19 protein-coding genes are annotated in these 25,634 nt (G+C 68.1%); 10 read left to right on the forward strand and 9 right to left on the reverse strand.

What is annotated here, in order from left to right:
- Nucleotides 1–3: 3 nt before the first annotated feature.
- From F3087_RS39300 to F3087_RS39310, 3 genes are all read left to right on the forward strand, one after another.
- Nucleotides 4–1,779 carry a class I adenylate-forming enzyme family protein gene (locus tag F3087_RS39300; RefSeq protein ID WP_150407240.1) on the forward strand — a complete coding sequence of 592 codons (1,776 nt, stop codon included), beginning with the start codon at nucleotides 4–6 and terminating at the stop codon, nucleotides 1,777–1,779.
- Nucleotides 1,780–1,787: 8 nt separating this feature from the next.
- Complete coding sequence (locus F3087_RS39305) at nucleotides 1,788–3,026, forward strand: acetyl-CoA acetyltransferase (protein WP_150407241.1); 1,239 nt, start codon at nucleotides 1,788–1,790, stop codon at nucleotides 3,024–3,026.
- Between the two features lie 258 nt (nucleotides 3,027–3,284).
- The gene (locus F3087_RS39310) at nucleotides 3,285–4,940 is read left to right on the forward strand and encodes a hypothetical protein (protein WP_150407242.1); all 1,656 of its coding nucleotides are present in this window, start codon (nucleotides 3,285–3,287) and stop codon (nucleotides 4,938–4,940) included.
- Nucleotides 4,941–5,006: 66 nt separating this feature from the next.
- Here F3087_RS39310 and F3087_RS39315 read toward each other — a convergent pair whose 3' ends face one another.
- On the reverse strand, nucleotides 5,007–5,921 hold the full coding sequence (locus F3087_RS39315; protein ID WP_223885692.1) for a MerR family transcriptional regulator: 915 nt from the start codon (nucleotides 5,919–5,921) through the stop codon (nucleotides 5,007–5,009).
- Nucleotides 5,922–5,988: 67 nt separating this feature from the next.
- Between F3087_RS39315 and F3087_RS39320 the strand changes: the two genes are divergently transcribed.
- Nucleotides 5,989–6,654 carry a maleylpyruvate isomerase family mycothiol-dependent enzyme gene (locus F3087_RS39320; protein WP_150407244.1) on the forward strand — a complete coding sequence of 222 codons (666 nt, stop codon included), beginning with the start codon at nucleotides 5,989–5,991 and terminating at the stop codon, nucleotides 6,652–6,654.
- A gap of 40 nt (nucleotides 6,655–6,694) precedes the next feature.
- Here F3087_RS39320 and F3087_RS39325 read toward each other — a convergent pair whose 3' ends face one another.
- The 3 genes from F3087_RS39325 to F3087_RS39335 form a co-directional block, all read right to left on the reverse strand.
- The gene (locus tag F3087_RS39325; protein WP_150407245.1) at nucleotides 6,695–7,588 is read right to left on the reverse strand and encodes a class I SAM-dependent methyltransferase; all 894 of its coding nucleotides are present in this window, start codon (nucleotides 7,586–7,588) and stop codon (nucleotides 6,695–6,697) included.
- A 176-nt stretch (nucleotides 7,589–7,764) separates the two neighbouring features.
- A complete protein-coding gene (locus tag F3087_RS39330; protein ID WP_150407246.1) occupies nucleotides 7,765–8,232 on the reverse strand; it encodes a GAF domain-containing protein in 468 nt (155 codons plus the stop codon).
- Between the two features lie 103 nt (nucleotides 8,233–8,335).
- Entirely contained in the window at nucleotides 8,336–9,040 is a 705-nt protein-coding gene (locus tag F3087_RS39335) for a GntR family transcriptional regulator (protein ID WP_150407247.1), read from the reverse strand.
- A gap of 157 nt (nucleotides 9,041–9,197) precedes the next feature.
- Here F3087_RS39335 and F3087_RS39340 point away from each other — a divergent pair, with 157 nt between their 5' ends.
- The 4 genes from F3087_RS39340 (at nucleotide 9,198) to F3087_RS39355 (ending at nucleotide 13,545) form a co-directional block, all read left to right on the forward strand.
- On the forward strand, nucleotides 9,198–10,475 hold the full coding sequence (locus F3087_RS39340) for an MFS transporter (protein ID WP_150407248.1): 1,278 nt from the start codon (nucleotides 9,198–9,200) through the stop codon (nucleotides 10,473–10,475).
- 10 nt (nucleotides 10,476–10,485) lie between these two features.
- Nucleotides 10,486–11,145 carry a 5-oxoprolinase subunit B family protein gene (locus tag F3087_RS39345; RefSeq protein ID WP_150407249.1) on the forward strand — a complete coding sequence of 220 codons (660 nt, stop codon included), beginning with the start codon at nucleotides 10,486–10,488 and terminating at the stop codon, nucleotides 11,143–11,145.
- A complete protein-coding gene (locus F3087_RS39350) occupies nucleotides 11,142–12,029 on the forward strand; it encodes a 5-oxoprolinase subunit C family protein (RefSeq protein WP_150407250.1) in 888 nt (295 codons plus the stop codon). Before F3087_RS39345 ends, F3087_RS39350 begins: the two co-directional genes overlap by 4 nt.
- A 190-nt stretch (nucleotides 12,030–12,219) precedes the next feature.
- Nucleotides 12,220–13,545 (forward strand): lipase family protein, encoded by a 1,326-nt coding sequence (locus F3087_RS39355; protein WP_150407251.1) that lies wholly within the window; start codon nucleotides 12,220–12,222, stop codon nucleotides 13,543–13,545.
- On the opposite strand, the gene F3087_RS39360 is transcribed toward F3087_RS39355, so the two are convergent.
- The 4 genes from F3087_RS39360 to F3087_RS39375 all read right to left on the reverse strand — a co-directional run bounded on the left by F3087_RS39360 (nucleotide 13,492) and on the right by F3087_RS39375 (nucleotide 22,872).
- Entirely contained in the window at nucleotides 13,492–19,758 is a 6,267-nt protein-coding gene (locus F3087_RS39360; RefSeq protein WP_150407252.1) for a non-ribosomal peptide synthetase, read from the reverse strand. The genes F3087_RS39355 and F3087_RS39360 overlap by 54 nt on opposite strands.
- Nucleotides 19,759–19,924: 166 nt before the next feature.
- A complete protein-coding gene (locus tag F3087_RS39365) occupies nucleotides 19,925–20,797 on the reverse strand; it encodes a PaaX family transcriptional regulator (protein WP_150407253.1) in 873 nt (290 codons plus the stop codon).
- Nucleotides 20,778–22,013: a kynureninase gene (locus tag F3087_RS39370; protein WP_150407254.1), complete on the reverse strand. Its 1,236-nt coding sequence runs from the start codon at nucleotides 22,011–22,013 to the stop codon at nucleotides 20,778–20,780. Before F3087_RS39370 ends, F3087_RS39365 begins: the two co-directional genes overlap by 20 nt.
- A gap of 4 nt (nucleotides 22,014–22,017) precedes the next feature.
- On the reverse strand, nucleotides 22,018–22,872 hold the full coding sequence (locus F3087_RS39375; protein ID WP_150407255.1) for a tryptophan 2,3-dioxygenase: 855 nt from the start codon (nucleotides 22,870–22,872) through the stop codon (nucleotides 22,018–22,020).
- Nucleotides 22,873–23,104: 232 nt separating this feature from the next.
- Here F3087_RS39375 and F3087_RS39380 point away from each other — a divergent pair, with 232 nt between their 5' ends.
- On the forward strand, nucleotides 23,105–23,356 hold the full coding sequence (locus tag F3087_RS39380) for a helix-turn-helix domain-containing protein (protein WP_223885693.1): 252 nt from the start codon (nucleotides 23,105–23,107) through the stop codon (nucleotides 23,354–23,356).
- Here F3087_RS39380 and F3087_RS39385 read toward each other — a convergent pair.
- Nucleotides 23,343–23,768 (reverse strand): nitroreductase family deazaflavin-dependent oxidoreductase, encoded by a 426-nt coding sequence (locus F3087_RS39385; protein WP_150407256.1) that lies wholly within the window; start codon nucleotides 23,766–23,768, stop codon nucleotides 23,343–23,345. The two genes, F3087_RS39380 and F3087_RS39385, sit on opposite strands and share 14 nt — an antisense overlap.
- A 125-nt stretch (nucleotides 23,769–23,893) precedes the next feature.
- On the opposite strand from F3087_RS39385, the gene F3087_RS39390 reads away from it, so the two are divergent.
- Nucleotides 23,894–25,516 (forward strand): acyl-CoA synthetase, encoded by a 1,623-nt coding sequence (locus F3087_RS39390; protein WP_150407257.1) that lies wholly within the window; start codon nucleotides 23,894–23,896, stop codon nucleotides 25,514–25,516.
- Nucleotides 25,517–25,634: the final 118 nt, after the last annotated feature.

Genomic DNA, 25,634 nt, shown 5'->3' on the forward strand with positions numbered 1-25,634 from the left:
TCCATGGTCGACGCACCGATCACCGCGGCCGAAGTAGCCGCCGCCAACGCCAACGCCGCCGCTGATCCCGGCGGGACCGTTCACACCTGCCACCCCGCCGACACGGTCCGCGAATACCTCGAACGTGGCTGGTGGCAACCGGATACGCTGCCCGAGCTCTTCCAGCGCCGGGTCGACGCGGCACCGGACGCGCCCGCCATCACCGACCCGGCCAACCTCGCCGCATTGACCGGAGCGCAACCGGAAACCCTGTCCTGGCGCGAACTCGACGAGCGCAGCGGCGATCTCGCGGCGGTGCTGTACCGCAACGGCATTCGGCAAGGTGACGCCGTAGCCGTCCTCCTGCCGAACTCGATCGCCTTGACCGCCACCTACTTCGCGCTGTGGCGGCTCGGCGCGGTAGCGACCCCCATGCCCGCCTCCTACCGCCGCCATGAACTGTCCGGCATCGTCGCGGCCGCCTACGCGAAGGCGATCATCACCGCGGGCGAGCTGTCGGGCCGCGAACTCGCCCGCGAGGCACTGGAAGTCGCAGGGACCGTCTTCGCCTTCGGCCCCGGCGTCCCCGACGACGCGATCACCCTCGACGGCCCGGTCGATACCGCCGACCGCGAACGCCTGCGCTTCTACGTTCGCGGACTGACGGTTTCGGTCAACGACCGCGTAACCATCTGCTGGACCAGTGGAACCGAAGCCGCCCCCAAGGGAATTCCCCGATGCCACGGCGACTGGATCGCCATGGCGTGGGGCGTCCAAGACGGCTTGCACCTCACCTCGGAATCGGTGCTGCTCAACCCCTTTCCCATGGTCAACATGGCCGGCTTCGCCGCATCATTCCTGCCGTGGCTGCTCACCGGCGGCCACCTGGTCCAACACCACCCCCTTGACCTCCCGGTGTTCCTCGGCCAGATCGCCCGGCACGAGGTGACGCACACCAGCATGCCGCCCGCCCTGCTCACGATGCTGCTGCACAACGAACCCCTGCGTGCCTCGGTCGACCTGTCCTCGCTGCAACGGGTCGGGTCCGGCGGTGCGCCGTTGCCGCCCAGCGTCGTTCGCGGCTGGCAGGACCAGCTCGGCATCGAGGTGCTCAACTTCTTCGGCTCCAACGAAGGCGTCTCCTTGCTCGGCGCGCCCATCGACTTCCCCGATCCGGAGATCCGCGCGCAATACCTGCCGCGCTACGGCGCACCGGGCGTCCGCTGGTCCACCCGGCTCGCGGAGAGCACCCGGGTCGAACTCGTCGACGTCGTCACCGGCGCCACGGTCACCGAAGTCGGTGGTATCGGCGAACTCCGGCTCCTCGGCCCTGCCGTGTTCGGCGGCTACCTGCCCGGCACGGCAACGTCCGAACCGTTCGACGACGACGGTTTCCTGTGCAGCGGAGACGTATTCGAACTCTGCGGCCCGGACGGCCGGTACCTGCGTTTCGTCGACCGGATCAAGGAGATCATCATCCGCGGCGGCATGAACATCGCCCCCGCCGAGATCGAGGGCCTGCTCGCCGACGCCCCCGGCGTCGCCGACGTGGCGGTGGTCGGCTACCCGGATCCGGTACTCGGCGAGAAGTGTTGCGCCTTCGTCGTTCCCGCCCCCGGAGCGACCGTCACCTTGGCCGCCCTCGTCGATCATCTGCGCGCCCACGAGGTGGCGTCGTTCAAATTGCCCGAGCGACTGGAGATCGTCGAGTCGTTGCCCCGCAACCCGGTCGGCAAGCTGCTGCGCCGCGAGCTGCGGGAAACGCTCGCCGGCGACCCGTCGACCAACCAGCACACGTAGGAGTTCCCATGCCCACCAGCACCATTCACCTACTCGGCGGCAGCCAGTCCGACTTCGCGGTCAACTGGCATCGCGCGGGCAAGGGCTTCGACGCGCTCATCGGCGAGGTGGTCGGCGCGACGCTCGCGGCGACGGACATCGCGCCGGACGAGGTCGGCGTGATCCACGTCGGTAATGCGTTCGGCCAATTGTTCACCGGGCAGGGCCAACTCGGCGGCATGCCGGCCACGGTCATCCCTGAGCTGTCCGGCATCCCGGCGAGCAGGCACGAAGCCGCCTGTGCCTCCGGCAGTATGGCGTTGCTCGCCGCGATGGCGGACCTGGAGTCGGGTCGCTACGACTGCGCGCTGGTGGTTGGCGCCGAGCTGGAGAAGACCGTGCCGGGCGATACCGCCGCAGGCTATCTCGGCGCTGCCGCGTGGGTCGGCCACGAGGCGCAGGACGCGAAGTACGTGTGGCCCACCATGTTCGCCGATCTCGCCGACGAATACGACCGCCGCTACGGCCTCGACGACACGCACCTGCGTGCGATCAGTGAGCTGAACATCACCAATGCCCGCACCAACCCGCTTGCGCAGACCCGGAATTGGACCTTCACCCCGGACAGCTTCGGCGCCGACGACACCGCGAATCCGCCGGTCGCCGGTCGGTTACGCCGCCAGGATTGCAGCCAGATGACCGACGGCGCGGTCGCGGTGATCGTGGCGTCGGATCGATTCCTGGCCCGCCGCACCGGCTTACGACCGGCGGAGCGTGCGGTGATCACCGGCTGGGGTCATCGCACCGCGCCGTTGTCGTTGGCGCAGAAGCTTGCTGCGTCCGCCGATGATCCGTACGTGTTTCCCCATGTGCGCCAGACGATGCTCGACGCGCTGGGCCGCGCCGGATTGCCCGATATCGATGCCGTGGACGGCGTCGAGGTGCACGACTGTTTCTCCATGTCGGAGTACATGGCGATAGATCATCTCGGCATCACCGGGCCGGGGGAGAGCTGGAAAGCGGTGGAGGGCGGCGACATCGGGCGCGACGGCCGGATTCCGGTCAACCCCGGCGGCGGATTGATCGGTGGTGGTCATCCGGTTGGCGCGACTGGTGTACGAATGGTACTCGATGCCTACAAACAGGTCACCGGGAAAGCAGGAGCTTACCAAGTGCCGGACGCGCGCCGGTTCGCCACCCTCAACATCGGTGGGAGCGCCACGACCGCAGCGAGTTTCGTCGTGGAGAGTCAGACGAATCGGTCATAGTGAAGTCGACTCGTTCCTGATCGCGCCGTATTCGCCGCCGGGGCAAAGACACTCGGAGCCGCCGCCGGACATCGGCAACTCTGCGGTTGCGGATCGTCGTGCCTGTTCTATGATCATCCAGGAAACGCGTTCGCGGCACGCCGCATTCTCCCGGCAAATCGACGGTTTTCGCTGGCAACGGTGCGTCGACGGCGAATGCGATGTAGCCTTCCCACGCGTGATCACTTGTCTGCCATCGAATCTCCTCTTGGAGCCGAAATGACCATCCAGCATCCCATTGAGGACGAGGTCACACAGCTGGCGCGGCGGGTCGAGAAGGCCCGTGGCCGGCTGGCATACCAATTCGATCCCGCGTTGACCGAAGCGCTGTCCGAGGACGAGCTGCTAGCCGAACGCGAGCTCGCCGAGAAGATCCGCGGGCAAGACCGTGGTCAGCGCTGGAAAGAGGCTCAAGCCGCCGCGGGAGCGGCCGACCGCGCCAGGCAGACCACCGAAGCGATCGAGAAGGCCGACATGCGAGATCTACTGGTGGCCCGCAAGGCAATTGCCGCCCAGCGTCGTGAGTCGAGCCCGCATGCCAAACTGGCCTCCCTATATCGGCACCGCGCCTGGTCACTGCGGGCGCTGGCCGGTGTCGTCGCCGCGGGCATGCTGTGGTCCGCGGTCAACGTCCAGCACAACATCGCGCCCGGCGGTCCCGGTGACCCGCTGTACTGGTTCAGCTACCTGCTGGAAGGCATGATCAGCGTCTGCCTGATCATCATCATGATCGGCACCAACAAGGTGGCCGAGTGGGGCGTCGTCGACAACCGCAAGCAGGTTGTCGCCGCCGAGGTCGCCCTGCTCGGGCTGACCGTCACCCTGAACACGTATCCGTACCTGCGCGCCGAGCACTGGTACGACGCCGCGGTGCACGCGGTCGCGCCGGTGATGATCGGCGTCTCGCTGCTCATCCACGACGCCGCCAGCGCACGCTACGGCCTCGCCATCCACCGCGCCACCGACCAGGTCCGGGATCTGCCCGACCCGGCCGAGCAGATCCGCCGCACGCTGCCCAACCTGGCCAGCTACCGGATGCGCCGTCCAGCCGCGGCCGAGATGATGGCGTCCAACGCGTTCGCCGAGCTGACCGTCGAGGCCGAACCGGATCCGCTCGCGGAACTGAACGCGGCCCCGGCCGGCATCGTCGATCCCGAGATCGAGGACGCGCCGACCGTCCTGATCGCCGACGAGGACGACACGGCGCCCGAGCCCCCGGCCCCGGCCCGGTCCGCCTTCCGTTCGGCCGCCCCGGCGCCGTCGGCGAAGGTCGTGGCCGCCGCCACCCTCGGCAGCGACCTGTCCGACCGCACGGCCGAGACCCGGCCGGTGTCGAAGTCCGAAAACGGCTCCGCGACCAGCACTTCCAAGCCGGTCCCGGCCGACGAGCCGGTCGCGAAGAGCAAGCCGGTGAACGGCGAGCAGCACAACGGAGTCGACAGCAAGCCGATCACCCCGGCGAACGGCGCCGGCGCGCCGGCCAAGCCCGCTACCCCGGCCGCCACCAAGCCGGTCGTCGCCCCGGCGGCCCCGAAGCCGGCCACGCCGACCAAGATCGCCGCGCAGGCCACCCCGGCCAAGCCGGTCAAGCCCGCCGCGGACAAGGTCGCCGCCCCGGCCGACCGCTCGTCCGCGACCGCCGCCGCATCCGCAACGACCGCCGCGATCAAGCGGCAGCCCGCGGCCGACGAAAAGGCGACCACCGCAACCGATAAGGCCGCCAAGGACACTCCGGCCACCCCGGAGATCCACGACACCGGCCAGTTCCGCATCGCCGAGATCCTCGAACAGGAACTCGCCGAGTTGCAGGCCGCCCGCCGCCGCGCCCGGACCAGCCGCAAGACGTCCACCCCCGCGGCCGGCCGCGACCGCTAGCCCACAACTCCATAAGTCTTCAGCCGCTTCGTGATTGCCCGAAACCCGGGCTTTGCGCGAGCGGCTCTAGACGGTCTGCCGCAGCGCGTCCAGCAACCAGTAATGGACCGCGCCGACCGTGGTCTCCGTGCCGGTGATGTCGGCCGTGAGCCGCCAGAAGCGATGCAGCCGCGGATCGGTATCCGTCCCACCGGTGGTGAGCAGCGCGCGCCGGAATCGGGGCGTGTCCCGTTCGCACCTGGCCGCCGCGTGCGCATGCACGTACTGGTCGAGTTCGGCTCCCGGGTGCGGACTTTCGTGCGCGGCGACCATCGGCGCCGCGACTTCGAACGCCCCCGCGACCGAGGTGACGAATTGCAGCCGATCGCTGATCCGATCCCGATCCGAGCGCCAGATCTGCTGCTTCATCGCCGTTTTGACCTGCGGATCGGTGGTGAGCGCGGTGAGCTCGGCACACGCGACCACCTGCGCGGGTCCGGGTTCGCTCGGCATCGGCGGGACGTTCATGTCGATGAACGAATCGAACTCCTCCTGCGGCAGCGGCCCGAGAATCGGCCGCCAGAACGCGACCACGCTGTCGATCACCACACTCCGGTCATGCACGCGGGCAAGCAGTTCCAGCCGGCGCGCCCGCTCCTGCGGCGGCGCGCTCTCGATGGCCAGCAGCGTCGCCCGGCGCCAGCGCAGCGCCTCGAGCTCCGCGTCGAGCGCGGCCCGTTCCGCGGCGGCGACCTCGCTGATCGACTCGCTACCGTCCAGCACCCGCATGATCGCGGCCAGCGGCAATCCCATCGCGCGCAACCGGCGAACCAGCAGCAGCCGGTCCGCCGCGGCCGGGTCGAACACTCGATGACCGCCGCCGCTGCGACGCGACTCCAGAACCCCGCTGTCGCAGTAGAAGCGGATCGTGCGCACGGGCACGCCGGTGCGGCGCGCCAACTCGCCGATACTCACCGGGGCGTGAAGTGTGTCCTCGGTCACATCAACTTGCACCTCCACTTGAGTGGAGTTCTTACGGTAGTGGAACTTCGAACGAGAGGTTTGAGCTATGAACCACATCGAAACCATGACGGACGAGGACATCTGGCGCGCCGTCGCCGCCGAGCGACAGACCATGGCCGACCTGCTCGCCGACCGCACCGAATCGGACTGGAATCATCAATCCCTGTGCGCGGATTGGCGGGTCCGCGACGTGGTCGCGCACGTGGTGCTGTGCACCCGCGCGAACCTCGGCTGGATCCTGATCAACCTGATCCGGGCCGGCGGCAGCGTGCACGGGGCGTTGCGCGACACCGCCATTCGGCACGCGGACAGCGTCAGCACCCGGCAGCTGCACGCGGAGCTGCGGGCCAGCGTGCCGTCGCGGTTCTTCCCGGTCGGCACCGTCCCCACCGACCGGCTGTTGGACATGCTGGTGCACGTCCAGGACATCGCGATGCCGCTCGGCCTCACCCGTGAGATGCCGTCCATTCCGGCGCGGGAATCGCTGAATCGGGTGTGGGCCACGGGTTCCCGGTTCGGCATCGAGGAGCGATTGACGGGCTATCGCCTCGTCGCGACCGACATCGACTGGTCGGCCGGTGACGGCCTGCGCGTCGAAGGAACCGCCGGCGTGCTGCTGATGCTCGCGACCGGCCGGACTGTGGCGGCCGCGCAGCTGACCGGTCCCGGCGCGGGTACCCTCGCCGCCACCCTGATCGCGGGCGCGGCGTAACCGCAGGGCTGCCGCCCGATCGCGGCAGCCCCTGGTGCGCTCAGGACGGCTTGACGGCCGTCAAATACTTGACGCGGTTGAACATTTGGGCGAACTCCTCTTGCACCGCGGTGAACGGCCGGTCGTACCGCTCGGCCAGTTCCTCGGGTGACGCGCCGGCCGCGGTCCAGCCTTGCTTCGTCAGCCACTCGGACGGATCCGCGCGATCGTCGGTATACAGCAGGTCGGTGATGTCCAACTTGCCGAAGGGTGTGTCTCGCAGTCGCTCCTCCCGGAAGCCGGCGAGCTGTTCGAAGTCCACGTCGGGGTCGAAGGCGTCGCAGGCGACGCTGCTGCCCGGCGCGGAAAGCTGATCGATGCGCGCGAACAGCGCGTCCTGTGCGGCGCCGGGCAGATACGGGAGCAGACCCTCGGCCGACCACACTGTGGGCCGGGCCGGGTCGAAGCCTTCCTCGATGAGTGCCGCCGGCCAATCTTCCCGGAGGTCCACGGCCACCTCCCGGCGGTCGGCCTTCGGGGTGGCGTCCGCGTCGGCGAGTACCTGCCCCTTGAATTCCAGCACCTTGGGTTGGTCGATCTCGTAGACCACCATGCCCTGCGGCCAGTCCAGGCGATAGGCGCGAGCGTCGAGTCCGGCGGCCAGAATCACCGCCTGCCGCACGCCGTTCTCGGTCGCGGCGAGAAAGTGGTTGTCGAAGAACTTGCTGCGCAGTCCCATGAATTCGCTGCCGAGCGGACTGTCCGTCCACAGTTCCGGCTCGTTGACCAGTCGATTCGTGTCCGGATCGCCGGCCGCCGCGACGAACAGCGCGGCGAATTCGTCGCGGACCAGAGCGTCCGGCTGTTTCGACTCGGCCGCCCGCACGGCCGCCACGAACAGCGCGGTCATCCCGACGCTGCTGACGATGTCCCAGGTATCACCTTCGGTACGCATGCTGCTCTCCTCGAAGTCTTCGAATGACCTGTGCGACAAGCAGTCCCGGTAACGAAGCACGCGAACCACTGTGTCGGCCTGGCAATAACGCTGCTGTCGATAAAGGGTCGAGCGGTAACCAGAATTGATCCTACGACTGAGCGGTCTGCTTCGCAGAACACGTGGTCAGAGCATGGTCAGGGACGCGGATCGGCGAGCGCTCGCTCGGCCGCCGCGCGCAGCTCCGCCAGCCGCGCGCGCTCTTGCGGGGTGTAATCGCGCACGTGGTCGTCGAGCACACAGACCGTCCCGTAGACGCTGCCGTCCGGATTGTGCACCGCTAACCCGAGATAGTTGACCAGCCCGAACTCCACCTCGTCCTCGTTGCCCGCGAAGCCCGGGTCCGCGCGCGAATCACGCACGAACAGTTCGGCATCGTTGTCCACGACCCGTTCGCAATACAGCTCCTGCGCCTCCGCGAACGCCGCGCCTTTCTTGCCTTCCGCGCCGACCGTGTAGTGGACTTCCGCCGCACCGGCGGTCGCCTCGACCGCCATATGCGTCGGCGTGGACCGCATCACCAGTACCGACCGCACTCCGAGTGCGGCCGCGGTCTGTTCGAGCAACGATTCGATCGGCCGGAACTGCGCACTGCTGTCGGACATGACGACCTCTCTCGGCACGAGACACGCGGGACAAGTCGTCCCACTCTCCTCGGCGAACCCTCCGGTCGCCAGGATTGCGCTCACACTGCGACGAACCGAGGGGTCAGGCGACGATCTGGGTGTACGCGCCGCGGATATGGGACTCGGCGTCGGTGAGGTAGTCGGCGAGCATCCGCTCCGCCTCGACGGACCGTCCGGCGATCATCGCCGCGTAGATCTCGTGATTGCGGGCCAGATAGGGCTCGTGGAAGGTGAGCGGATCGGCCATCACATGGAACACCAGCCGCAATTCGTTCCACACGCTCGCCATCATCTGATCCAGCCGCTTGCTCCGGTTGAGCGCGGCGATCGCCTTGTGGAAGTCGATGTCGGCCGTGCCCACCCCGGTCCAATCCTGTTGCGTCGCACACGCGTCCGCGTGCGCCAGGGCGGCGGTCAGCTCGGCCGGGTCCTGATCGCTGCCGAATCCGTGCACCGCCGCGCCCTCGACGACCCGGCGGCACTGATAGAGCTCCGCGACATCCGCGGAGGTCGGAATGCGCACGAACGCACCGCGATTGAGCTCGTGGTTGACCAGCCGCTCCTCGATCAGCGAACGGAACGCCTCGCGCAGCGTATTGCGCGAAACACCCAGCGCCGCACAGATATCCGGCTCGGACAACCGTTGACCCGGCCGCAGTGACCCGTCCAGGATGCTCGCGCGAACGATGTCGGCGGTCTGCGAACTCCGGCTGGACCGGGTGAGCAGTCCCTTGTGTTCGGAAAGGGCCGTGTAGACGGGATCGGGCCGATCTACCGGTGTCGTCATCCAAACCTCCGCGGACCAGTGGCTTTGCCGTTCGAGCATAACTCAGGGATCGAATGGCCAGCCGACGATCCAACTTTAGGATTGCAGAATCGTTCAACGATCCGTACGCTACTGTGACGTACGTCGCTCTCCTGAGCTCGAGCATTGCGAGGCATCCATGAGCCTTTCCACAGACCTCCCGGTGGACCCCGCCGAGAAGTCGCAACCCTTCGACTGGTTCCGCACCCTCAGCGCCAAAGGCAAGAAGGCCTTCCTCGGCGCGTTCGGCGGATATGGCTTGGATGCCTACGATTTCCAGGTTCTGCCGCTGGCGCTGGGCGCCATTTCCTCCTACTTCGTGATCAGCTCGGGCAAGGCGGGCCTGCTGACCACGGTGACGCTGCTGGTGTCCGCACTCGGTGGCGCGCTGGCCGGCGTGCTGGCCGACAAGATCGGGCGCGTGCGCACGCTGCAACTCACCGTCGCCACCTACACCCTGTTCACGGTGCTGTGCGGCTTCGCGCCCAACTTCGAGACGCTGCTGGTCTTCCGCGCGTTCCAGGGCCTCGGCTTCGGCGGTGAATGGGCGGCCGGCGCGATCCTGGTCGCCGAGTACGCGCAGACCAGATATCGGGGCCGGACGGTGGCCTATGTACAGAGCGCCTGGGCGGTCGGCTGGGGCCTGGCGGTGCTGGTCTACACCCTGGTGTTCCAGTTCGTCAGCGAGGATCTGGCCTGGCGGGTGCTGTTCTGGACCGGCGCGCTGCCCGCGCTGCTGATCATCTGGGTGCGGCGCAACCTGACCGACTCCGAAACCGTCACGCAGCGGCGCGAATCCGCGGGCAAGCGAGCCGGTTCGTTCGCGGCGATCTTCCGGCGCGATCTGGTCCGGACGACGCTGTTCGCCTCGGTGCTGGCCACCGGTGTGCAGGGCGGCTACTACACCCTCGCGACCTGGCTGCCGACCTATCTGAAGAAGAGCAGGCATCTGAATGTCGTTGGGACCGGCGGCTATCTGTTCATGCTGATCGGCGGCGCGTTGCTCGGTTACGTCACCGGCGGCATCCTCGCAGACCGGATCGGCCGCAAACGCACCATCCAGCTCTTCGCCGTGTTGTCGGTCGCCTTCATGGTCGCCTACATCCAGGTGCCGGAGGGCGCGAACACCATGGTGCTGATCCTCGGCTTCCCGCTCGGATTCTGTACCGCCGCAATCTTCTCCAGCTTCGGCTCGTTCCTGTCCGAGTTGTACCCGACCGCGTCGCGCGGCACCGGGCAGGGCTTCACCTACAACTTCGGTCGCGGCGTCGGCGCGATATTCCCCACGGTCGTCGGGTTTCTGGCCTCCACGACGCTGGGACTGGCCGGTGCGATGATGTTCGGCGCCTTCGGCTACGTCCTCGCGGTGATCGCGTTGTTCGGCCTGCCGGAGACCCGCGGCCGCGAATTGGCCTGAGGGGGTATCGATGTCCGCGCTCACCGTGCCGACGGCACCGCTGCGTATCCTGCCCGCGGGGGACCGGTCGCTGCTCGTCGCGCCCGACCGGCACGCCGATCTGGTCGCGTTCATCGACCTGCTGCGGCGCGAATTGCCGGTCGGCGTAGACGATGTGCTGCCCGCGGCGCAGACCGTTCTGGTCACCACCGGCGAGACCGCAGACGTTCGGGCCGTTGAAGAGCGACTGCGGCAACTGTTCCGGAGTGTGCAGGGTGCCGGAGCGGTCGAGGCGGAACCGGAGGCGGTGTGCGTCATCCCGGTCCGTTACGACGGGCCGGATCTGGAAAGTGTTGCGGCACTGTTGGCCATCTCGGTCGCCGAACTGATCGCCGCGCACACCCGGGCGGTGTGGCGGTGCTCGTTCATCGGATTCGCCCCGGGCTTCGGCTATCTCGAATCCAGCGGATCCGGACTGGCCGTACCGCGCCGCACGGAGTCGCGGACCGCCGTGCCCGCGGGCTCGGTGGCCTTGGCCGACGGGTACAGCGCCGTCTATCCTCGGCGTTCACCCGGCGGCTGGCAGCTCATCGGCACCACCGACCTCCGGATGTGGGACCTCGACCGGGCCGAGCCGTCGCTGCTGCGCCCCGGCACCCGGGTCCGGTTCATCGACGAAGGGGCGCAATGAGTTCGACTTGTCGCACCGTATTGCGGGTTCTCGACGCGGGTCCGCTGAGCACCATCCAGGACCTCGGCAGGCCCGGCTGGTTCTCGGTCGGCGTCGGGGTTTCCGGTGCGGCCGATCGAGGTTCGCTGAAGCTGGCGAATCGATTGGTCGGCAATCCGGAAGACGCCGCGGGCATCGAAACCTTGCTCGGCGGACTGGAACTCGTCGCCGAGGCGCCGGTGCTGCTCGCGGTGACCGGTGCCGACGCGCCGATCACCGTGGACGGTGTGGCGCAGGCCAACGCGTCCGTGCTGGCGCTGCGCACCGGGCAGCGGCTGAGGCTCGGCCTGGCCGCCGCCGGGTTGCGCGTGTACGTCGCGGTGCGCGGCGGCATCGCCGCGGACGAGGTGCTCGGCTCGCGCAGCCGGGACACCCTCGCCGGACTCGGCCCGGAGCCGCTGGCCGAAGGCGAGCAGCTGAGTGCGGGCGCGGCGGACGAGTTGCCGTGGCCGAATGTTGCTGTGGCGCCGGTGCTCTCGATGAACCCCGGGGTTGTCACCGTCCGGGTGCAACTCGGGCCGCGAGACGACTGGTTCACTGATCCGCAGTCGCTGTTCACCGGCACCTGGGCGATGACCGACCGAGCCGACCGGGTCGGCGTCCGGTTGGCCCGGGTCGGCGACGAGACGCCCCTGACCCGGATCAACGACAAGGAGCTGCCCACCGAGGGCATGCCGCTCGGCGCCATCCAGGTGCAGCCGAGCGGTGAACCGGTGGTGTTCCTCGCCGATCACCCGATCACCGGCGGCTACCCGGTGATCGGGACCGTCGTCACCGCCGACGTCGACCTGCTCGCGCAGCTACGCCCCGGCCAGCACCTGCGGTTTCGCCCGGCCACCGCCTGACCGGCTTATGCACTGTGCACAGCGGCAGCGGGCAAACCCTGGCCGGTTGCGTAGTGACAGGTCCGCGGACCGTCGTGTGAACTGAGACCCTCTTTCGGTCCGTCGGGCGCTCGATGGTGTCCCGGTTGGCGGCCGCTGCTGCAGCGGCTTCTGGCTTCGATGTCATCTTCGCCTGAGAGGTACTCCGCCCGTGCTCCGTGCTTGTCGTGCCGCGTGCACCGTAGGTTTCACGCTCGCTCTGTCTCTCGCGGTCGCCGCTCCGGCCACCGCCGGACCGGATCTGCCGAACACCGGCCAGGTGGGCACTCAGCCCGCCTGGCCGGTGCGGCCCGACGAGAACCAGCTCCCGCCGCTGCCCCGCGAAACCGACATCTACTCGGTCATTCCCGTGCCCATGCCCAAGGACGACCGGTGGTACGACGACCCGGCCGACCTCGACCGCTACGCCGACGGCGACGTGATCCGCAAACGCGTGGTGACCAGCTATCTGCTGGCCGTGCCGTGGCCGCCGGTGCACACCGAACAGATCCTGTACCGCAGCACCGACAGCCGCGACCGCCCGATCGTCACCGCGACCACGGTCATGATCCCCGGCATCCCGTGGCTGGGCCCCAGCCCGCGCCCGGTCATCTCCTATCAAGAGGCGATCGACGGCTTGGATCCGGCGTGCAACCCGTCGCACACAGTCCGCGCCGGAACGATGAAGGAAACCCAGCTGCTACTCCAGTTCCTCGGCGAGGGCATGGCGGTGTCGGTTCCCGACTTCAACGGCAAGACCAGTACTACCCTCGCACCGAGCGAAGGGCGAATGGTCCTCGATGGTGTCCGCGCGACCCGTCGTGGCGGCTTGGGCCTGGCCGATTCCCCGGTCGGACTGTGGGGCTACTCCGGCGGCGGCAGCGCCACCGGCTGGGCCGCCGAACTGCACCGCAGTTACGCGCCCGAGTTACCGATCAAGGGCAGCGCCCAGGGCGGCGTTCCCGGCGACAAGCACGCGATGACCATGTTCGCCATGGACGCGGGCGCCGGTCTGGCCGGCCAGGCAGATTTCGTCGGCTGGATCTGGCTGATCGGATTGTCCAGGGAATACCCGGATTTGATCCCGCTCGACAAGTTCCTCACCGCCGACGGCATGACCCTGGTCCACGACATCGACAACCGCTGCCTCTACACCGCGGCCGCTACCGGCGCTTGGCGGCCGCTGAAGAACTACTTGAAGGACCCCAAGGCGTTCCTCGACCCCGACATTCAAAACGTCTTGCATCGAGACAGTCTCGGCTACGCGGACACCCCGGACGTCCCGGTGGCGATGTGGCACTCCATGACCGACCCGATCATCCCCATCGCCGCCATCGAGCCCGTCGTGCAGCGTTACTGTGCCGCGGGCGCGAACCTCCGCTTCTTCAGAGTTCCCGCGACAGAACATATTTCGGCCGAACTGGTCGGCTACGAACCGTCGCTGCTATGGCTGACCGCCGTTCTCGCCGGTGGCGATCCCGGTCCCACCACCTGCTGAGCGCACGTCGGTGGGGCGGAGCACCGCTCCGGGAGTAGGGCCGGACGGCAGGAAGCCGGAGGTGATGAACTCCCGGATGTACGCGTCGAGTCCGGCTTCGGTGATCGGCGGGCAGTCGATCCCGGTGTCGGCGAGGGCTTTTCGGGTGTGCGCGTCGCCCCAGTCGAGGTTCGCCAGGCCTAGGTAGTTGGTGCTCAGCAAGGCGGCGCGAACGAGTGAATCGTCGCCGATCGCGTTGCGCCGCTGCGATTCCTCGGCGAGCGCGGCGCGGACGGTATCGAGCGGGGCGATGGTCACCGGGAGTCCGTGATAGCGCAGGCAGGTGAAGATGTCGCCCACGGTCACCGGGGTCTTGTTGACCAGGTGGTACACGGATTCCGAACGTGGCCGGAGCGCGAGTTCGACGATGGCGCGGGCCACGTAGGTCACCGGGACGAGGGAGACGGTCGCGTCGCCGACATCCGGTGCCAGGCCGAGGATCGCGGCGGCGCGGACCATGTTCCAGAACGAGTCGTCGGCGCTGTTCACGCCGGCTTTCAGATCGCCGCTGATGGTTCCCGGACGGTAGATGCCGATCGGGATGCCGCGTTCGCCGGCTTGGCGGACCAGTTCTTCGGCAGCCCATTTGGAGGTGACGTAACCGTTGTCGGAGAGCTGGTCGGCCCGGAGCCGGGCGTTCTCTTCGATCACTCCCGGTGCCTCCGTCGTGGGGACGGTGGTGCCGAGGGTTGAGACGAAATGCACCGGCTTGAGCCGTCGTGTCGTCGCGAGGCGGAGTACGTCCCGGGTTCCCTCGACGTTGGCCGTGCGTAGCCGTGCGTACGGGTCGATGTGATTGACGCGGGCACCGTTGTGCAGGATGACGTCCACGGTCTCGGCGAGCCGGGCATGGTCGGCTTCGGAGAGCCCTAGTCGCGGTGCGCTGAGATCGCCTGGGACAGCGACGATCCGAGCTGCGACGGTGTCGTCCCACAGGCGATAACGGTGCAGCGCCCGCCGGATCCGATCGACACCTTGCGCCGCGGTATCGGCTCGAACCAGGCAGAGCACCCGGGCGTCGGTGCGCGTCAGCAGTTCTCGGAGCAGGTGGGCGCCGAGGAAGCCGGTCGCGCCGGTCAGCAGCACTTCGCGCGGTGGGCCGGAGTGCGCGGGCAGGCAACTGTGGCCATCGATTCCGGCGTCGAGGACGGCATCGTCAGCCGGGGTGGCCGCCTTGGTCTGCTCCGCAGTGCCGGTGAGATGGGCGGCGAGGCCACCCACCGTGGGCGTGCTGAGCAGTGCCGACATCGGCACCGCGTAGTCGAGCCGGGCCGAAAGCCGTTGGTGCAGGGTGAAAGCCATCAGCGATGAGCCGCCGAGTTCGAAGAAGTCGTCGGTGATCCCGATCGGGGAGACGTCGAGGACCTCGGCGAATACCTCGGCGATGGCCCGTTCGAGGTCGGTCGACGGCGCGACGCCGTCCCGGGAGACGAAGACCGGCTGGGGGAGCGCGGCCCGGTCGAGCTTGCCGCTGGTGTTGACCGGCAACGCATCGAGTAGCAGCACCGCCGACGGCACCATGTAGGCGGGGAGCGCCTGAGATACCGACTGCCGCAGTGCATTCGGGTCGATCACCGCATCGGGCGCGGCGACCACGTAGCCGACGAGACGATCACCGGCCTCGGAAGGCTTCACGGCGACGGCCGCCTGAGCGACGGCAGGATTGGCGAGCAGCGCGGTCTCGATATCGCCCAGCTCGATGCGGTGCCCGCGCACCTTCACCTGGAAATCGCTGCGTCCGAGGTACTCCAGCGTCCCGCGCGTGTTCCAGCGCACCAGGTCCCCGGTTCGATACATGCGCGCACCGGGTTCGGCCGGGTTCGCGACGAACCGTCCGGCGGTGAGCCCGGCCGCGCCGTGATAGCCGCGCGCGAGTTGCACTCCGGCCAAATACAGTTCGCCGACCGCACCCACCGGCACCGGCCGCAACCGCGCGTCGAGGACGACGGCCCGCGAATTCCATTCCGGCACACCGATCGGCACCGTAGCCGCCGGATCGGCGGGATCGACCTGGTGCTCGGTGATGCTGACCGCGGCCTCCGTCGGGCCGTACAGGTTGTGCACCTCGGCGCGGCTGATCGCGTCGAACGCCCGCGCCGTCTCCGGGGCGAGCGCCTCACCGATCACGAAAACCGCACGCAGCGAAGCTACTTCGGCGCCGGTGGCGTGACCGGCGAACGTGGTCAGCATGGTAGGCACGAAATCGGTGAGCGTGACCCGATGCGTGGCGATCAACCCGCACAGCGCCGCTGGATCACGATGATCGTCCGGCCCGGCGATCACCATCCGCGCACCCGCGCGCAGCGGCAGGAAGTAGCCCCACAGCGATACATCGAACGTCGCCGGGGTCTTCTGCAAATAGATGTCGGCGGCACCGACGCCGTACCGATGCTGCATCCAGTCGAGCTGATTGACGATCGCCTCGTGGCTGATCACGACACCCTTCGGGCGTCCGGTCGATCCGGAGGTGTACATGACGTACGCGGGATGCGCACCGCGCAACGGCCTACGTCGCTCGTCTTGGCGCACGGGTGTGGAATCCAGATGCGTGAGATCGAGGGTGTCGACGGCGTGCGCCGCCGTGACGGTGAACCCGTCTCCACTCGTGGTCAAGACACACTGCGGCGCAGCGGAATCCAGCACATACCCGATCCGCTCGGCCGGATGATCCGGATCGATCGGCACCCACGCACCGCCCGCCTCGGCGATCGCGCACAGCGCCACAACCTGATCGAGAGACCGGCGCATGGCCACCGCAACGACCGACTCCGGGCCGACACCCTGCCCGATCAACCACCGCGCCAGCCGGTTACACCTGTCGCGCAACTCCGCATAGGTCTGCGTCGCCGACCCGAAGACGAGAGCGACGGCATCCGGCGTCGCCTCGGCATGACGCTGCACCGCCGCGCCGAGCGTCTCCGGCGCGACCGCATGATCGGCTCCGGCCGACCAGGACTCGATCAGCCGCCGCTCATCCGGATGCACCATATCGATGTCACCGACCGCGCCGCCCGGATCGGCGGCCACCTGATGCAGCACCCGAACATAGGCATCGAGGAACCGCAGCACCGTCGGCTCGTCGAAAAGGTCGGTGGCATAGTTGAATCGAATGATGATGTGGCCCGGCGTGCCGTCGTCGGCATGCTCGTCCACCACCGCGATATGCAGATCCGTCTTCGCCGTCCGGGTATCCACGTCGAGTCCGGAGAACGTGAGACCGGGCAGCTCGAGGCTGGCCTTGCCGAAGTTCTGGAACGCGAACCCGACCTGATACAGCGGATGCCGCCCCGGCGACCGCACCGGATTCACCGCATCGACGACATGCTCGAACGGCACCTCCGAGTGCGCGAAGTTCGCCAGATCCCGCTCCCGCGTCCGGTCGAGCAGCGCGGCGAAGCTCTCGCCGAGATCGATCCGGGTCCGCGACACCGTCGTGTTGACGAACATGCCGACCAACTCGTCCAGGGCCGCCTCGGCCCGATTGGTCATCGGCACCCCGATGGCCACATCGGCGCTGCCGGACAGCCGGGACAGCAGCACGGCCAGCGCCGAGCGCATCACCATGAACAGCGTCGCCTTGTGGTCGCGTGCGACCGCGAGCAATTCGCGGTGCAGGCTGGCCGGCACCGGCCGCTGGGTCGCCGCACCCCGCAGCGACGCGGTACTCGGCCGGGTCCGATCGGTCGGCAGATCGAGCTCGTCCGGCAGCCCGGCCAGCTCCGTGGTCCAGTAGGAAAGCTGCTGGGACAGCATGGAATCCGGATCCTCGCGAGAACCGAGCAACTCTTGCTGCCACAGCGCATAGTCCGCGTACTGGATCTCCAGCGGCCGCCACATCGGCGCGGTTCCCGCGGACCGCGCGGTGTAGGCAAGCGCGATGTCCCGGGCCAGCGGGGCCAGCGACGAACCGTCGGCGCAGATGTGGTGCACCGCGCACACCAGCACGTACTCGCTCGCCGTCCGCAGCAGCCGAACCCGCAGCGGCACTTCGCTCGCCACGTCGAAACCCCGCCACAGGATGGCCCGGATGCGCTCGGCCACCGCGTCCGGCGTCGCGGTCGGCATCTCCTCGACCGCGAAATCGGCAACGACACTGTCGGTTTCGAGCGCCAGCTGCCGCGGCCCGGTGGCATCAGCGGGATACATCGTGCGCAGAATCTCGTGCCGCGCCACGGTATCGGTGAACGCTGCCCGCAAGACCGCGATATCCAGATCGCCGGACATGTTCAGCGCGAAGCCGATGTTGTCCACCGACGATTCCGGATCGAACTGATTGCGCAACCAGAACCGCAGCTGCGCCGGCGACAACGGCACCCGCTCCGGCCTCGACCGGGCGAGCAACGCCGGCCGCCCCTTGTCGAACCGCTGCGCCTGGATCGCCTTCGCCAACGCCGCCACCGTCGGATGATCGAACAGCAACCGGGTCGGAATCCGCGCCTGCCACGTCTCGCTCAACCGCGCCGCGACCTGCGTCGCGAGCAGCGAATTACCGCCCGAGGCAAAGAAATCGGAGTCCGCGCCCAGCTGATCCTGGCCCAGGACTCGAGCGAATACCTCGGCGATCAGCTCCTCGCCGGGACCGGACAGCGACCGGCAGGCGAGCTGCTCGATCGCGCGCAGGCGCAGCGCCGCCCGATCCGCTTTTCCGGTGGGCGTCAACGGAATCCGGTCGAGCACGGTGATCGAGGTGGGCAGCATGTACTGCGGCAGCAGACGCGCCAACGCGCTGGTCAGATCGGCGGTGTCGAGCAGATGACCCGGCTCGGCCTGGACATAGGCCGCGAGCGTGGTCTCGCCCGCCGCGGTCCGCCTATCGACGGTGACCGCCGCCCGCACCCCCGACTGCCGCCCCAGCACCGATTCGATCTCGCCGAGCTCGATCCGGAAACCACGGACCTTGACCTGATCGTCGCTGCGCCCGAGGTATTCGAGCTCGCCGTCGGTGCCCCGGCGCACGATGTCGCCGGTCCGATACATCCGGGTGCCCGCCGCACCGTGCGGGTCGGCCAGGAAACGCTGCGCCGTCAGCCCGGATCGAGCGTGGTAGCCGCGAGCCAGCCCGGGCCCGGAGACATACAGCTCGCCCGCGGTACCGACCCCGACCGGGCGTAGTCGCTTGTCGAGCACCCGGCAGTTCATGCCGGACAGCGCCGACCCGATGGTCACGGGGCGATCCGGCGACAGCGGCGAACTGATCGCCACCATGATGGTGGTCTCGGTCGGGCCGTAGCCGTTGAAGAACCGGCGACCGGGCGCGGCCCACCGGCGAACCAGTGGCGCGGAACAGGTTTCGCCACCGACGACGACCACGCGCAGCAGATCCAGCCCGGTCGGTTCGAGCGAGGCCAGCGCCGACGGCGTCATGAACGCATGGCTGACCTGGTGCCGTGCGATCAGACTCGCCAGCTCGGCACCGCCGTACACGGTCGGCGGCACGATCACCATGGTCGCGGCCGCCCCCACCGCGAGCAGCAACTCGAGCACCGAGGCGTCGAAGCTCGGCGACGCGAAATGCAGGGTGCGCGCGTCCGGAGTGAGCGAGTACCTGGCGATCTGCTCGGCACAGAACGCGGCCAGCCCGGCGTGCGTGACCGCGACACCCTTCGGCCGGCCGGTCGAACCGGACGTGTAGATCACGTACGCGGTATTCGAAATCCGCAGCAGCGCAGGACGATCGAGATAGGAAATGGGGTTGGTCGACTCCGTCGAGGTGCGCACGACGAACTCGGGATCGTCGATCGCGAGCCAGCGCGCCCCGGCCGGCAGCGCGGGCGCGGATTCGCTGGTGGTCAGCCCGATTTCGGCGGCGCAGTCGGTCAGCTGGAACTGGATGCGCGTGCGCGGCAGTCCCGGATCGATCGGCACGAACGCGGCCCCGGTCTTCGCCACGGCCCACACCGCGAGCACCGAATCGATCGACCGGGGCAGCGCCACCACGACCGCCGTCTCCGGACCGGCTCCCATGGCGAGCAACGTGCGCGCCAATTGCGCGGAGCGCGCGTCGAGTTGGCGGTAGGTGATCGAGCTGTCCCCGCACACCGCTGCGACGCCGTCGGGATTGCGCTCCACCGCCGAGGCGAGCAGCGCGGCGAGTGTGGGTGAGTGCGACGCCGAGGTCCGGCGGGAACGCGCACGCCGAGCGGCCGAGGGGGTCCGCTGAATACCACTGGTCAAGCTCTGGTCCCGCCATACGAAGTGACAAAGGGGCCTGATGCTACAACGCCGCCGCGGGGTTTACCACCGATGGGAAGCAGCTATAAGCGCACGTGCTCAGCCCAGTCGCACGGCGCGGAGCAGTACATTACGGTACTGGGTGCCAAGAGATTTCGAATTCCGAGGATTATCGTCCTACGTTTATTTCCGCGCCGATTCCGGCCCGCGCCCAGCGCCGGCTCGGCTCCAGGCAACGCCGTTGCGCGTCGGCGAACAGCCGCACGCTGTCCAGCCCGGGCCAGTCGGCGGGCAGCATCTCCTCGGGCAGGCCGGGATCGAGATACGGGATGATCCGCCACTCGTCCAGCAGCGGCACGAAGCGATCGAAGGCCGCTCGGTCGGTGAGCTTTTCGAGGGCGACGAGGTCGCGGTGATGATCGAGGAACGCGCGATGCCGCTCGGCGAGCGCGGGCAGGTCCCACCACTGCGCCGCCGCCGCGCGCAGCGTGCCCGGCACCGTGAGTTCCGTTGCGCGGAAAGAGGTCACGTACTCGTCCAGCTCCAGCGCCGAGACGATCGCGGACGCCTCCGCCGCCAGATATTCTGGGCAGATCCACAGTCCGGCCGAGACCGTCCCGCAGCCGATCGAGGACAGCCGGCGGCGCAGCTGATGCCGTGCGGCCCGCTGGGATTCGGGGATGCCGAACGAAATCAGGTGCCACGCATCGCCGTCGGCCATCTGCCGGAACCCGAAGATGCGCGGATCGCCGCGGGAGTACATCGCCTCCGCGGCGTCGGTGATCCGGTATCCGCTGCGCCCACCGCGAGATTCGGCGTCGAGCACCCCTTTGCTCTTCAGCCGTGTGACCGCCGTCCGGGTACTTTGCTCCGGCACCCCGAGCCCGGCCAGCAGTGCGCTGAAGTCGGCGATCGCGATCCAGCCACCGAGATCGCGGACGTAGGCGCCGAGCACGGTCCGGGCGAGCGAGGTCGCGCTGCCCGGCCGCGAATCGATATCGTCGAGGACCGCGCCCGCGAGGTCAGCGCGCGGTGAGTTCATCGCGGATCGCCGCCACCCCGGCGAGCACCTCGGCGTAGGTGGTGCTCAGCGGGCTCAGGCCGATCCGGATGCCTTGGGGCGGCCGGAAATCCGGGATGACGCCGCGTTGCCATAATCGTGCGGTGATCTCCTTGAACTGGGGGTGGTCGATCGTCACGTGGCCACCGCGGCGGTCCGGGTCGGTCGGTGACGACACCGAGACGCCGAGCGGCACCAACCAGGATCGCACGAGTTCGAGCGCGAACTCGGTGAGGGCCACCGACTTCGTCCGCACCGCCGCCATGCCCACCTCGTCGATCAGGTCGAGGGTGTCCTCGATCGGCAGCATGCCGATGATCGCGGGCGTGCCGCTGATCACCCGCCGGATCCCTTGCGCCGGAACATATCCCTGCGCCATCTCGAACGGGCTCTCGCGCCCCATCCACCCCCAGATCGGCTGGGTGAAATCGGCGAGATGCTCGGTGCGGACATAGGCGAACGCGGGCGCGCCGGGACCGCCGTTCAGATACTTGTAGGTGCAGCCGACGGCGAAATCGACTCCCCAGGAATCTAGTTCGATCTCCACCGCGCCCGCCGAATGGCACAGATCGAGCAGCAGCAAAGCGCCGGCATCATGGGTGGCGGCGCAGATCGCGGGGGCGTCGAGCAGATATCCGGACCGGTAGGCGACGTGGCTGAGCACGACCAGCGCGGTGCGTTCGGAGACGGCATCGGCGACGTCCTGCGCGGTGACGCCGCCGGTGAACTCCGGTTCGATCCAGCGCAGCGTCAGGTCCAGCTCGCGGGCGATCGCCTCCAGCAGGTAGCGGTCGGTGGGGAAGTTGTCGCGATCGAGCACGATCTCGGTGCGCCCGGGGCGCAACCCCAGCGCACCGCGGGCGATCTTGTACAGCAGCACCGTGGTCGAATCGCCGATCATGGTCTGACCGGCGGCCGCGCCGAGGATCGACGCGCCGATCCGTTCGCCGATCCGCACCGGCAGGTCGAACCATTGCTCGTCCCAGCCGCGGATGAGCCGCCCACCCCACGCCTCGGTGACGAAGGCGGCGAGGCGATCCGCGGTCGCGCGGGTGGGCCGGCCGAGTGAGTTGCCGTCGAGATAGGCGACGATCTCCGGATCCTCGCTGCCGAGAAAGCGGCTCGGGTAGTCGCGCAGCGGGTCGGCCGTGTCGAGAACCGTTGCGCGCGTGGGGAAATCTTCCGGGGCGGTGGTCATGTCGTCAACGTCCGATCTCGGTGCGTACCGCGAACAATTCGGGGAAGAAGGTGAGGTCGAGCGCGCGCTGCAGGAACCCGACCCCGCTCGACCCGCCGGTGCCGCGCTTCGTGCCGATGGTGCGCAGCACGGTGCGCATGTGCCGGAACCGCCACAGCTGGAAGTTCTCCTCCAGGTCGACCAGCTCTTCGAAGGCCTCGTAGACCGACCAATTGTGTTCCGGGGCTTCATAAATGGACTTCACCAGCGGGAGTAGATCGGGATCGAGAACGTAGGCCTTCGTGACATCCCGATCCAGCGTCGACCGGGGCACCTCGAGCCCGATCCGCGCCGCGTGCTGCCAGAACGCGTCGTAGAGGCTCGGTTCGTGCAGCAGCGTGTGCAATTCCTTGTGCGCGACCGGATCCGCCTCGAATACCTTCAGCATCGACGCGTTCTTGTTGCCGAGAATGAATTCCACGGCCCGGTACTGATACGACTGGAACCCCGACGAGTTGCCCAGGCAGTCCCGGAACTGGGCGTACTCGGTCGGCGTCAATGTCGCGAGCACCGACCACTGCTCGGTGAGCGTCTTCTGGATGTGCTTCACCCGGGCAATGCACTTGAGCGCGACTCCGATGTCGTCTGCCTCGAAAGCCGCACGCGCCGCACGGGTTTCGTGCAGGATCAGCTTGAGCCAGAGCTCGGTCGTCTGATGCTGGATGATGAACAGCAATTCGTCGTGGTGCTGCGGCCGACTGACCGGGTGCTGCGCGCTGAGCAGCGTCGGCAGGTCGAGATACCCGCCATAACTCAGGCGGGAACTGAAGTCGGTGACGATGTCCTGTTCGAGTGCGCGAGTGTTCTGCTCGACGGTCATGCGAGATCCCCATCGGTCGGGTGCTGCGTTCACCCCACGGTATGACACCAACGTGACGAACGCTAGGTGAGTGTCATAGCTACGCCCGTGTCGCACCGCTCACCTGGGGGAATGTGGCCCGCTGCGGGTCGGATGGGGATCCCCAGATGTCTGGTCAGCGGGATTGGTGGTACTGCGGCCGGCGTCGACGGTGTATTCCATGAATGGAATGCACGATGTCTTTGGAGGGGAAATGCGCGACGGCCGAGAGCTCACGGAGTTCGATGCGCTGACGCTCGCCGTCGTCGCCGTGCTGAGTACGGGACTGAAGGACGAGGCGGCGGCGCGCAGGCTCTCGGTGTCGCTGCGCACCTACCGCAGATATGTCGCGGACATCATGACGCGCCTCGGTGTCGCGACGCGTTTCCAGCTCGGCGTGCGCGCGGCCGAGCTGGGCATACTCTCCGAGTCGCGGGCCGTGCCGCCCCGATTCAGCGGGTGGTGAGCGCGAAGATCGGGATGGTCCGGTCGGTCTTGGTGCGGTAGTCCGCGTAACCGGCGTACATGGCGTCCAGCTCGGCCCAGGCTGCGTCGCGCTCGGCGGCGGGGATCTCGGTGGCGGTGACCGGGATCGTCTTCTTCCCAATCTCGACCTCCGCCTCCGGATTGGCGCGCAGGTTCAGCACCCACCCGGGATGCGTCGCGGCCCCGCGATGTGACCCGGCGACCAGGTAGCGGTCGCCGTCCTGCCGGTACAGCAGCGGCGACGTGCGCCGCTGACCCGACTTGCGCCCGACGGTGTTGAGCAACAGGATCGGCGCCTGCCCCATCTTGCCGCCGAGCTTCCCGCCGCTGACCCGATACAGGGATGCGTTGAGACCCACAAAGATTCGTTCGAGCTGACTCTGAATCGACATGCCCCCAGCCTATGTTGATCTACGGTGTCCGGGATTCGGGCCGAACCTGACAGGAAGCTGCCAACTTTGGTCTGCCACTGCCAGTTTCATAGTCAAAAACTAGAACCAGTTCTATTTTGACTCCCATGGCCTTCAACGTCGCTGACCTTCTCGAACACGCGGTGGACGCGGTGCCCGACCGCATCGCCGTCATCTGCGGGGACCGCCAGATCACCTACCGCGAGCTCGACAACCGTGCGAACCAGCTGGCGCACCACCTCGCCACCCGCGGCATCGGCAAGGGCGATCACGTCGGCGTCTACTCGCGCAACTCCATCGAGGCGCTGGAGACGATGTTCGCGACCTACAAACTGCGCGCGGCCGTGGTCTGCGTGAACTACCGCTACGTCGCCGACGAGGTCCGCTATATCGCCGACAACGCGGACCTGAAGGCGCTGGTGCACGAACGCGCCTACGCCGACGTGGTCGCCGAGGTGCTGCCGCACACCCCGCTGCTCACCGACGTCATCGTCATCGAGGACGGCACCGACCGGGACTACGGCCGTTACGGCGGCACCGAGTACGAGGCCGCGCTGGCCGGCGAGGCGGCGGTGCGCGACTTCGCGCCGCGCAGCTCCGACGACCTCTACCTGCTGTACACGGGCGGCACCACCGGCTTCCCGAAGGGCGTGATGTGGCGGCACGAGGACGTGTGGCGGACCCTCGGCGGCGGCATCAACCACGTCACCGGTGAATACGTCACCGACGAGTGGGAGCTGGCCGAGGGCGCGAAATCCGGTCCGGCCGGGATCGTCATGGCGCCGCTGCCGCCGCTGATCCACGGTGCGGCGCAGTGGGCGTCGTTCATCGCGCTGAACTCCGGCGGCACCGTCGTCTACGTGCCGCAGTTCGACGGGCACGCGGTGTGGCAGGCGGTCGAGCGGCACCGGGTGAACGTGCTGGCGGTAGCCGGCGACGCGATGGCGCGCCCCCTGCTGGACGCCTACCGCGAGCAGACGTACGACGTGTCGTCGCTCTGGGCGTTGAGCAGCAACGCGGCGCTATTCTCGCACTCGATCAAGCAGCAGTACCTCGAGCTGTTCCCGAATCTGTTCATCACCGACGTGATCGGGTCCTCGGAGAGCGGCGGCACCGGACTGGCGGTGGTCACCAAGGACTCCGACCACACCGAGGGGCCGCGGGTGAAGTTCAACGCGCAGGCCGCGCTCATCGACGACGACGGTGCGCTGATCGAGGTGCGGCCGGGCGCGGTCGGCCGGATCGCCCGGCGCGGACATGTGCCGATCGGCTATTACAAGGACCCGGCGAAGACCGAGACGATCTTCATCGAGATCGACGGCACGCGCTACGTCGTGCCCGGCGATTACGCCCGCTATGAGGAAGACGGCACGGTAACCCTGCTCGGTCGCGGTTCGGAGTGCATCAATACCGGCGGCGAGAAGGTGTTTCCGGAAGAGGTCGAGGGTGCGTTGAAGTCGTCGCCCCACGTGTTCGACGCCCTGGTAGTCGGCGTCGCGAATGAGCGGTTCGGCGCCTCGGTGGCCGCGGTCATCGCGCCGCGCAAGGGAATTCGGCTCGATCTGGCCGAGTTGGACGCGCACGTGCGCACCAAGGTCGCGGGATACAAAGCGCCGCGCGCCTATTGGATCGTCGACGAGGTGATGCGGCAACCGAGCGGCAAAGCCAACTATCCGGCGGCCAAGAAACATGTCGCCGAGCATCCCGAGGAGGTGCGCTCACCTCGCTGACCGACCGGTCTCGGCGTGATCGGAACCCCCCGAAAACTATGGCTTTCGGCGGCTTTCGGCGCTCTCTAGGCTGTGTCGCACATCTCCGTGCGCGTCATCCGCGGCTGCGCGGATCGGG

Source organism: Nocardia colli (assembly GCF_008704205.1).
In the GTDB taxonomy this organism is placed as follows: domain Bacteria; phylum Actinomycetota; class Actinomycetes; order Mycobacteriales; family Mycobacteriaceae; genus Nocardia; species Nocardia colli.

Excerpts from the sequence above, each read along its gene's own strand:
- F3087_RS39385 (WP_150407256.1), bottom strand. The coding sequence starts at position 23,768 with ATGTCGATTCAGAGTCAGCTCGAACGAATCTTTGTGGGTCTCAACGCA.
- F3087_RS39305 (WP_150407241.1), top strand. The coding sequence starts at position 1,788 with ATGCCCACCAGCACCATTCACCTACTCGGCGGCAGCCAGTCCGACTTC.
- F3087_RS39370 (WP_150407254.1), bottom strand. The coding sequence starts at position 22,013 with ATGACCACCGCCCCGGAAGATTTCCCCACGCGCGCAACGGTTCTCGAC.
- F3087_RS39365 (WP_150407253.1), bottom strand. The coding sequence starts at position 20,797 with ATGAACTCACCGCGCGCTGACCTCGCGGGCGCGGTCCTCGACGATATC.
- F3087_RS39390 (WP_150407257.1), top strand. The coding sequence starts at position 23,894 with ATGGCCTTCAACGTCGCTGACCTTCTCGAACACGCGGTGGACGCGGTG.
- F3087_RS39330 (WP_150407246.1), bottom strand. The coding sequence starts at position 8,232 with ATGTCCGACAGCAGTGCGCAGTTCCGGCCGATCGAATCGTTGCTCGAA.
- F3087_RS39325 (WP_150407245.1), bottom strand. The coding sequence starts at position 7,588 with ATGCGTACCGAAGGTGATACCTGGGACATCGTCAGCAGCGTCGGGATG.
- F3087_RS39350 (WP_150407250.1), top strand. The coding sequence starts at position 11,142 with ATGAGTTCGACTTGTCGCACCGTATTGCGGGTTCTCGACGCGGGTCCG.
- F3087_RS39300 (WP_150407240.1), top strand. The coding sequence starts at position 4 with ATGGTCGACGCACCGATCACCGCGGCCGAAGTAGCCGCCGCCAACGCC.
- F3087_RS39345 (WP_150407249.1), top strand. The coding sequence starts at position 10,486 with ATGTCCGCGCTCACCGTGCCGACGGCACCGCTGCGTATCCTGCCCGCG.
- F3087_RS39320 (WP_150407244.1), top strand. The coding sequence starts at position 5,989 with ATGAACCACATCGAAACCATGACGGACGAGGACATCTGGCGCGCCGTC.
- F3087_RS39375 (WP_150407255.1), bottom strand. The coding sequence starts at position 22,872 with ATGACCGTCGAGCAGAACACTCGCGCACTCGAACAGGACATCGTCACC.
- F3087_RS39340 (WP_150407248.1), top strand. The coding sequence starts at position 9,198 with ATGAGCCTTTCCACAGACCTCCCGGTGGACCCCGCCGAGAAGTCGCAA.
- F3087_RS39380 (WP_223885693.1), top strand. The coding sequence starts at position 23,105 with ATGCGCGACGGCCGAGAGCTCACGGAGTTCGATGCGCTGACGCTCGCC.
- F3087_RS39335 (WP_150407247.1), bottom strand. The coding sequence starts at position 9,040 with ATGACGACACCGGTAGATCGGCCCGATCCCGTCTACACGGCCCTTTCC.
- F3087_RS39310 (WP_150407242.1), top strand. The coding sequence starts at position 3,285 with ATGACCATCCAGCATCCCATTGAGGACGAGGTCACACAGCTGGCGCGG.